The sequence below is a fragment of the Microbacterium sp. BDGP8 genome, assembly GCF_029991045.1.
Lineage (GTDB): Bacteria > Actinomycetota > Actinomycetes > Actinomycetales > Microbacteriaceae > Microbacterium > Microbacterium plantarum.
This window is the reverse complement of record NZ_CP120712.1, coordinates 3,286,083-3,293,567: the sequence shown is the minus strand read 5'-3', so window position 1 is coordinate 3,293,567 and position 7,485 is coordinate 3,286,083. Positions and strand designations below refer to the sequence as shown.

The 7,485-nt window shown below is 66.1% G+C and carries 11 protein-coding genes; 9 read left to right on the top strand and 2 right to left on the bottom strand.

From position 1 onward, the window contains the following. Window positions 1-342: 342 nt before the first annotated feature. From rpmH to P6897_RS15855, 9 genes are all read left to right on the top strand, one after another. On the top strand, window positions 343-480 hold the full coding sequence (rpmH, locus tag P6897_RS15895; protein WP_036304730.1) for a 50S ribosomal protein L34: 138 nt from the start codon (window positions 343-345) through the stop codon (window positions 478-480). Between the two features lie 13 nt (window positions 481-493). Beyond that, entirely contained in the window at window positions 494-832 is a 339-nt protein-coding gene (gene rnpA, locus P6897_RS15890; RefSeq protein WP_023953438.1) for a ribonuclease P protein component, read from the top strand. After that, the gene (yidD, locus tag P6897_RS15885; RefSeq protein ID WP_269268416.1) at window positions 829-1,185 is read left to right on the top strand and encodes a membrane protein insertion efficiency factor YidD; all 357 of its coding nucleotides are present in this window, start codon (window positions 829-831) and stop codon (window positions 1,183-1,185) included. The genes rnpA and yidD overlap by 4 nt, the downstream gene beginning before the upstream one ends. 7 nt (window positions 1,186-1,192) lie before the next feature. Next, window positions 1,193-2,281, top strand: coding sequence for a membrane protein insertase YidC (gene yidC, locus P6897_RS15880; RefSeq protein WP_112616914.1), 1,089 nt, complete (start codon window positions 1,193-1,195; stop codon window positions 2,279-2,281). A 46-nt stretch (window positions 2,282-2,327) separates the two neighbouring features. Next, complete coding sequence (locus P6897_RS15875) at window positions 2,328-2,834, top strand: R3H domain-containing nucleic acid-binding protein (RefSeq protein WP_274179125.1); 507 nt, start codon at window positions 2,328-2,330, stop codon at window positions 2,832-2,834. Continuing rightward, window positions 2,827-3,474, top strand: coding sequence for a 16S rRNA (guanine(527)-N(7))-methyltransferase RsmG (gene rsmG, locus P6897_RS15870; RefSeq protein ID WP_274179200.1), 648 nt, complete (start codon window positions 2,827-2,829; stop codon window positions 3,472-3,474). Before P6897_RS15875 ends, rsmG begins: the two co-directional genes overlap by 8 nt. Window positions 3,475-3,605: 131 nt before the next feature. Next, a complete protein-coding gene (locus P6897_RS15865) occupies window positions 3,606-4,535 on the top strand; it encodes a ParA family protein (RefSeq protein ID WP_282501748.1) in 930 nt (309 codons plus the stop codon). After that, window positions 4,535-5,518, top strand: coding sequence for a ParB/RepB/Spo0J family partition protein (locus P6897_RS15860; protein ID WP_274179127.1), 984 nt, complete (start codon window positions 4,535-4,537; stop codon window positions 5,516-5,518). The genes P6897_RS15865 and P6897_RS15860 overlap by 1 nt, the downstream gene beginning before the upstream one ends. Before the next feature lie 34 nt (window positions 5,519-5,552). Next, complete coding sequence (locus P6897_RS15855; RefSeq protein ID WP_269268412.1) at window positions 5,553-5,891, top strand: tryptophan synthase subunit alpha; 339 nt, start codon at window positions 5,553-5,555, stop codon at window positions 5,889-5,891. An 80-nt stretch (window positions 5,892-5,971) separates the two neighbouring features. Here the strand turns inward: P6897_RS15855 and trxA are convergent, their stop codons facing one another. Continuing rightward, a complete protein-coding gene (trxA, locus tag P6897_RS15850; protein ID WP_023953450.1) occupies window positions 5,972-6,295 on the bottom strand; it encodes a thioredoxin in 324 nt (107 codons plus the stop codon). Window positions 6,296-6,366: 71 nt separating this feature from the next. Then, the gene (gene trxB, locus P6897_RS15845; protein WP_274179128.1) at window positions 6,367-7,398 is read right to left on the bottom strand and encodes a thioredoxin-disulfide reductase; all 1,032 of its coding nucleotides are present in this window, start codon (window positions 7,396-7,398) and stop codon (window positions 6,367-6,369) included. Window positions 7,399-7,485: the final 87 nt, after the last annotated feature.

Below are 7,485 nucleotides of genomic sequence, written 5' to 3'. Positions count from 1 at the left end.
CGGTACGTCCGGGAGATCGTGCTGAGCCAAGAGTTCCCCCGCGGATGATCGATGCTTTTCCACACAGCTACGCGCCAAACTGGGGATAGCTGTGGATAACTGCCCGTGACACGCTAGTCATGCGGTGTCGGGAGCGCCAAATCCACTGTAGTTCCGGCCCGCGTGTCGCCGCCAGGGCCTGTGTACAGCGGTGGATAATTGCGGGTTCCCGTCGCTCCGGTTTGAGTTACCGGGCATCGCGACGTACCCTTAGTCGGTTGACTTATGCCCGCGAGGGCAGTCCTGTACCCCCGTGTCCCCGGTCTGAAGCGTTCCGGTGACCGCCGATCCGGAGTGATCCCTATGAGCAAGCGCACGTTCCAGCCCAACAACCGCCGCCGCGCCAAGAAGCACGGCTTCCGCGCCCGCATGCGCACCCGCGCCGGTCGCGCCATCCTGTCGGCTCGCCGCGGCAAGGGCCGCACCGAGCTGTCGGCCTGACACAGCCTCTTCTGTGCTGGCGCGCGGAAACCGGATCACGCGCGGGGCGGATTACAAGGCCGTCGTCCGCGGGGGTGCTCGCTGTGCCGGTGCGCACACCGTGACCTACGTGGTGTCCACCGGTGCGAGCAGAGCTCCCCGGTTCGGTTTCATCGTCAGCAAGCAAGTCGGATCAGCCGTCGTGCGCAATACAGTGCGCCGACGGCTGAAGGCCGTTTGCGCGCAAGCGCTTCCCGACGTCCGTGAGGGCGCCGACATCGTGATCCGAGCTCTCCCCTCAGCGGCGCGCTCGGATTTCGCTGACCTGAGAGACGAGGTGGAACGGTGTCTGCGACGGCGAGCGGCGGTATGAGCTGGTCGACGCTGCCCACCGCTTCCGTCGGTGAGGGACACCTGGCCGCGACATCCGTGCTCCGCGCGGCGCCGCTCGTTCCGCGCAATGCCGGGATCGCGCTGCTGCACGCCTACCGTTCCGTTGTCTCGCCGCTGTACGGCGACGTCTGCAAGTACTACCCGAGCTGTTCCGCGTACGCGGTGGGGGCCGTGCAGCAGCACGGGCTCGTGAAGGGCTCCGCCCTCGCCGCCGCTCGGCTCGCCCGATGCCACCCGTGGGCGCAGGGGGGCGTCGATGACGTCCCCGCCCATCGGGACTTCCGCCACACCCTGACCAGGCACGGCTTCGTCGTGCCGCCGAGAAAGGACTGATCCCGTGCTGGATCTCTTCCTCGCCACGCCGACTCCCGTCGTGCCGACCCCGACGACTCCTCCTCCCGGCGGTGCTGACTTCTTCAGCACGATCATGTGGCCGTTCAAGTTCCTGGTCGAGGCGATCCTGGTCTTCTGGCACTGGGTTCTCACCGCTGTCGGCATGCCGGCCGCCGCAGGCGCGACCTGGGTCATGTCGATCATCGGTCTGGTCATCGTCGTGCGTTCGGCCCTGATTCCGCTGTTCGTGCGGCAGATCAAGAGTCAGCGCAAGATGATGGAGCTCGCGCCCGAGATGCGCAAGATCCAGGAGAAGTACCGCGGAAAGCGCGATCAGCTGTCGCGCGAGGCCATGAGCCGCGAGACGATGGCTCTGTACAAGAAGCACGGTACGACGCCAGTGTCGAGCTGCCTTCCGCTGCTGGTGCAGATGCCCATCCTCCTCGGCATGTTCTACACGCTGAGTGACGTAAAGAAGCACGCCGAGTGGGGCGTGGGCGGTGTCGGCCTCCTCAACGTCGACCTCACGAAGCAGTTCTACGACGCGCAGCTGTTCGACGTGGCGCCGCTTCACACGAACATGATCGAGGCGATCAACCTCGGTCAGACGGCAACCGTCACCATCCTCGTGATCCTCGTCGTGCTGATGATCGCGTCGCAGTTCATCACCCAGCTGCAGATCATCTCGAAGAACCTGTCGCCCGAGGCGAAGACCGGCCAGGCGTACCAGATGCAGAAGATCATGCTCTACGTGCTGCCGCTGGCGTTCATCTTCTCCGGTGTCTTCTTCCCGCTCGGCGTCGTCATGTACTGGTTCACGTCGAACATCTGGACCATGGCGCAGCAGTTCATCGTCATCCGCAACCTGCCGACCCCCGGCTCGGAGGCGGCGAAGGCCCGCGAGGAGCGCCTCGCACGCAAGGGCAAGGCCCTCGACGCCAAGGGTCGCGTCGTGTCCATGGAGAAGTACCAGGCTGAGCAGCAGCGACTCCTCGAAGAGGCTGAGCGTGCCCGCGCGGCTCAGCCGAAGCGCCAGCAGCCGATGAGCAAGCAGCGCGCGAAGAAGCAGTCGAACAAGGATGGCTCGCAGGGCTGACCCTGCCGGCATCCCTCATCGCACAGATCGAACCACGCGAGGAATCATGACGAACCCCACGGAGTCCCCGGCGGCTGAGCGCGCTGACGCGACAGTCGAAGAGCTCGAGCACGAAGGCGACATCGCCGCTGATTACCTCGAGGGCCTGCTCGACATCGCCGACATCGACGGCGACCTCAACCTCGACGTGCGCGCCGGACGGGCATACGTATCGGTAGAGGCGGACGACCCGAGCGCGCTGCGTGTGCTGTCGGACCCCGACGTCGTGCAGGCGGTGCAGGAGCTGACGCGGATCGCCGTTCAGACGAAGACCGGACGGTTCTCACGCCTCATCCTCGACATCGGGGGATCGCGGGACGCGCGCCGGCGCGAGCTCGAGCGTCTCGTCGACCGTGCCGTCGAGCGTCTCAACGACGGTGCATCGCAGGCATCGCTGCCGGCGATGTCCAGCTACGAGCGCAAGCTGGTTCATGACATCGCGTCTGAGCGTGGAGTCGTCTCGGAGTCGTACGGCGAAGGCGCAGACCGCCACACCGTCATCCGACATGGCTGATGTTTCACGTGAAACACCCGTGATCGAGCCGGAGCCGACGAGTGCCGTCGAGGCGCTGTTCGGCGCTCGGGTGGACCTGGCCCGGCATTACACCTCTGCGTTGGCAGCGCACGGCGAGGAGCGCGGCCTGATCGGCCCGCTCGAGTTGCCGAGACTGTGGACTCGGCACGTTCTCAACTGCGCGGCCGCGGCTCCACTTTTCACGGGCCGTGTCGGAGATGTTGGATCCGGCGCGGGTCTGCCTGGGCTCGTGCTCGCGATCGCGCGACCGGACGTCGAATGGGTGCTCATCGAGACGATGGAACGACGAGTCACCTGGCTCACCGAGCAGGTAGCAGATCTCGGCCTCGACAACGTCGAGATCGTTCGATCCCGCGCCGAAGAATGGAACGGCGCTGGGACGCTGGATGGCGTCACGGCTCGCGCTGTCAGCGCCTTGCGTACGCTCGTCCCGATCACAGCGCCGCTCGTTCGCGATGGGGGAGAGCTCTTCCTGCTGAAGGGCGCGAATGCTGAAGCGGAGATCGCCGCTGCCGACAAGGTGATCCGCCGTTTCAAGCTGCGTGATGTGCGCGTGGAGATGGTCGGAGAGTCTGTCCTCGCTGAGCCCACGCGCGTCCTGCGTGCAACGGTGCGGTGATGTTTCACGTGAAACAGCGGGTCCAGCATGTTGCCACCTCATGTTTCACGTGAAACATCGTCGGCGGCCGTTTCACGTGAAACACCAGAGGCCGTCCGTAAAGTGAGAACACGAACCGAGGAGTTGAACGAATGGCAGAACCCGAATCGGGCCGCGTGTCCTTGACGTTCGATTCTCCGCTCGCGCGCGAACTGGCGGATCTTTCGTCCCGCCGCCGGGCCCTGGACGCCGTTTCGGTCGACTTTTCCGGCGATACACGAGTCATCACCGTCTCTAATCAGAAGGGTGGCGTCGGGAAGACGACCACCGCGGTGAACCTCGCTGCTGCATTGGCTTCGCTGGGCGCCCGCGTGCTGGTGATCGACCTCGACCCGCAAGGCAACGCCTCGACCGCCCTGGGCGTGCCGCACAGTGCTGACATCCCGAGCGTGTACGACGTGCTGATCGACCAGTTCCCCCTCTCGGACATCGTGCAGGTGAGTCCCGAGTCTCCGAATCTGCTCTGCGCGCCCAGCACGATCCACTTGGCAGGCGCAGAGATCGAGCTGGTCTCGCAGGTCGCGCGGGAGCACCGGCTGCGTACGGCGGTCGAGGACTACCTCGCTTCTGTGGTTGACCGCATCGACTTCGTCGTGATCGACTGCCCGCCGTCGCTCGGGCTCCTGACGATCAACGCTTTCACGGCCGCGCACGAGCTGCTGATCCCCATCCAGTGCGAGTACTACGCGCTCGAAGGTCTGAGCCAGCTCCTCGGCAGCGTCTCCATGATCCAGAAGCACCTGAACAGCCGTCTTCACCTGTCGACCATCCTGTTGACGATGTACGACGGACGTACCCGTCTGGCCCAGCAGGTGGCCGAGGAAGTGCGGTCGCACTTCCCGAATGAGGTCCTCCGCACGGTGATTCCGCGCTCGGTTCGCGTCTCGGAAGCACCGAGCTTCGGTCAAACGGTCATCGCCTACGATGGGCAATCGGCTGGCGCGGTGGCGTACCGCGAGGCAGCCGTCGAGATCGCGCAGCGTGCATCTGCGGCGGTACAAGGAAACAAGGGAGAAGCCTGATGGCCAAGCGCACCGGATTGGGCCGAGGAATCGGCGCACTCATCCCCACGTCCGAGGCAACCGAGGCCCGGCCCGTCGATGTCTTCTTCCCCGGGGGTAAGACGACGACAGCTGCCACGGAGGTGCCGGCGCCCGCAGAAGTGAAGGCAGAGGAGGGTCCCGAGCTCGTCTCGATTCCCGGAACCGCACTGATCCAGGTCGATCCGAACGAGATCGTGCCCAACCCGCGGCAGCCCCGTACCCACTTCGACAGCGAAGACCTCGCCGAACTGGTGCACAGCGTTCGCGAGTTCGGCGTGCTCCAGCCGGTCGTCGTCCGCACGAACGAGGACGGCAAGTACGAGCTGATCATGGGTGAGCGCCGCACCCGCGCCGCTCGCGAGGCCGGCCTGACGGCGATCCCGGCCGTGCTGCGCGACACGTCGGACGAGAATCTCCTCCGGGACGCGCTCCTCGAGAACCTGCACCGCTCTCAGCTGAATCCGCTCGAGGAGGCATCCGCCTATCAGCAGCTGCTCGAGGACTTCGGGATCACCCAGGAGGAGCTCGCGACCCGTATCGGACGCTCACGCCCGCAGATCAGCAACACCATCCGCCTTCTGCGCCTGCCGGTTCCGGTCCAGCAGCGTGTTGCGGCCGGCGTGCTCAGTGCCGGCCACGCGCGCGCGATCCTCTCTGTCGACGGTGCGGACGGTATGCAGCGCCTCGCCGACAAGATCGTGAACGAAGATCTCTCGGTACGTGCTGCCGAAGCAGCGGCGAAGACGATCGAGGCGGCGGGGACTCGACGCCCCGCGCCGAAGGCCGGGGGAGTCCGCGCGCACCTGGACGAGGTCGCCGGGCGTCTCGGCGACCGCCTCGACACCAAGGTGAAGATCTCGCTCGGCGCGCGCAAGGGGCAGATCGTCGTGGACTTCGCGACCATTCAGGATCTGAACCGCATCCTCGCCGAGCTGGGCGAGGACGCGTACGGCGCACGCTGACCCCCATGTCGGTGGCGCGACGTAGGCTTGTTCGGTGACAGACGAGCGGAATCCCAGGCGTGCCAGCGTCGAGCTGCTGCGGGCTGAAGCAGCAGATGAACTTTCCGTCCTCGTCGAGGAGCGGCTCCGCGCTGGCGAAGACCCATGGGAGTTCATGGAGGAGCTGCCCTCCGTCGACGAGCTCGTCGTTCTCATGCTGCGCGCCGAGAACATCGCCGCTTACGGCGGGGGTCGCCCCAGCTCGTCCCGCAACTATCGCGTCCTTCGTCAGATCGCGATGGATCACCCCGAACTGACCCGAGCCGTATGGCGCCTGCTGGGCAGTGAGCCGCACCGTCGGTGGGACGCAGCGACGCGCGCCGACGCCTCCTGACGAACCGCGACAGCAGCGGACCGAAACGAAAAAGCCCCGGTCAGATCAGTGATCCGACCGGGGCTTCCGTGTGTCTGGGGTCAGCCGATGTAAGAGGCGAGGTCCTGCTCGAGTGCGAACTTCGGCTTCGCGCCGATGATCGTCTTCTCGACCTCGCCCTTGTTGAAGACCTTCATCGCGGGGATGGAGGTGATCTGGTACTGCATGGCGAGGTTGGGGTTCTCATCGACGTTCAGCTTGAGCACCGTGATCTTCTCGGGGTGCTCGGTGGCGATCTCGTCGAGGATGGGTCCGACCATGCGGCACGGACCGCACCAGGCGGCCCAGAAGTCGACGAGGACGGGTCCATCGGCGTCGAGGACGTCCTGCTGCCAGGTGCTCTCGGTCGTGGCCTTGGCGGTCATGGTGATCTCCTTCGAAAGGGTGTCGCCTACGTCAACGACGTGGGCGGGTGAATTGTTCCGCGGTGCGGCCGTCAGGCCGCGTCGCTCTCGTCGTTCGTCTCGGTCTCGGCGACGAGTGACTCGAGGCCCTCGTCAGGGCGACCGCGGAGCGGGGAGCTGTCGGCCGCGGGCTCGGACGCTTCGCCCAGGGCGGCGAGGTAGTGCTCGACATCGAGTGCAGCGACGGTTCCGCTGCCCGCGGCGGTGACCGCCTGGCGGTACGTCGGGTCGATGACGTCGCCGGCCGCGAAGACGCCGGGGACGGAGGTGCGCGAGGAGCGACCGTCGACCCAGACGGTGCCGTGCTCCGTGAGGTCGAGAGATCCGTGCACGAGGTGCGTGCGGGGGTCGTATCCGATCGCCACGAAGATGCCGTCGAGCGCGAGCTCACGCGTCGAGCCGTCGACCGTGTCGCGGAGGACGACACCCGTGACGGCATCCTCGCCCAGGATGTCGGCGACCTCGCTGTTCCAGATGAACTCGATCTTGTCGTTGTTCATGGCGCGGTTCTGCATGATCTTCGAGGCGCGCAGCTCGTCGCGACGGTGGATCACGTAGACCTTCGACGCGAACTTCGTCAGGAACGTCGCCTCCTCCATGGCCGAGTCGCCGCCGCCGACGACGGCGATCGTGCGCTCGCGGAAGAAGAAGCCGTCGCAGGTGGCGCAGTACGACACGCCACGGCCCGACAGGCGGCTCTCGCCCTCGATGCCGATCTTGCGCGGGGCCGAGCCGGTCGCGAAGACCAGGCTGTCAGCCTCGTGGCTGGCGCCACTGCCGAGGGTGACCTTCTTGACCGGTCCGTCGATGTCGAGCTCGACGACATCGTCGTAGAGGACCTCGGTGCCGAACTTCTCGGCCTGCTCCTGCATCTTGGTCATGAGGTCGGGCCCCATGATGCCCTCGGGGAAGCCGGGGAAGTTCTCGACCTCGGTGGTGTTCATCAGCTCGCCGCCCGCTTCGACCGAGCTCGCGATCAGCAGCGGCTTCAGGTTCGCGCGCGCCGCGTAGATCGCGGCCGTGTAACCGGCGGGGCCGGATCCGATGATGATGACCTGTCGCACGTCGACATCCCTTTCTGGGGTCTGGAATCCGCGTCGCGGATACCCCGACACGTCCAACCCATGGTAGCCGCGAGGCATTCCCCGGCG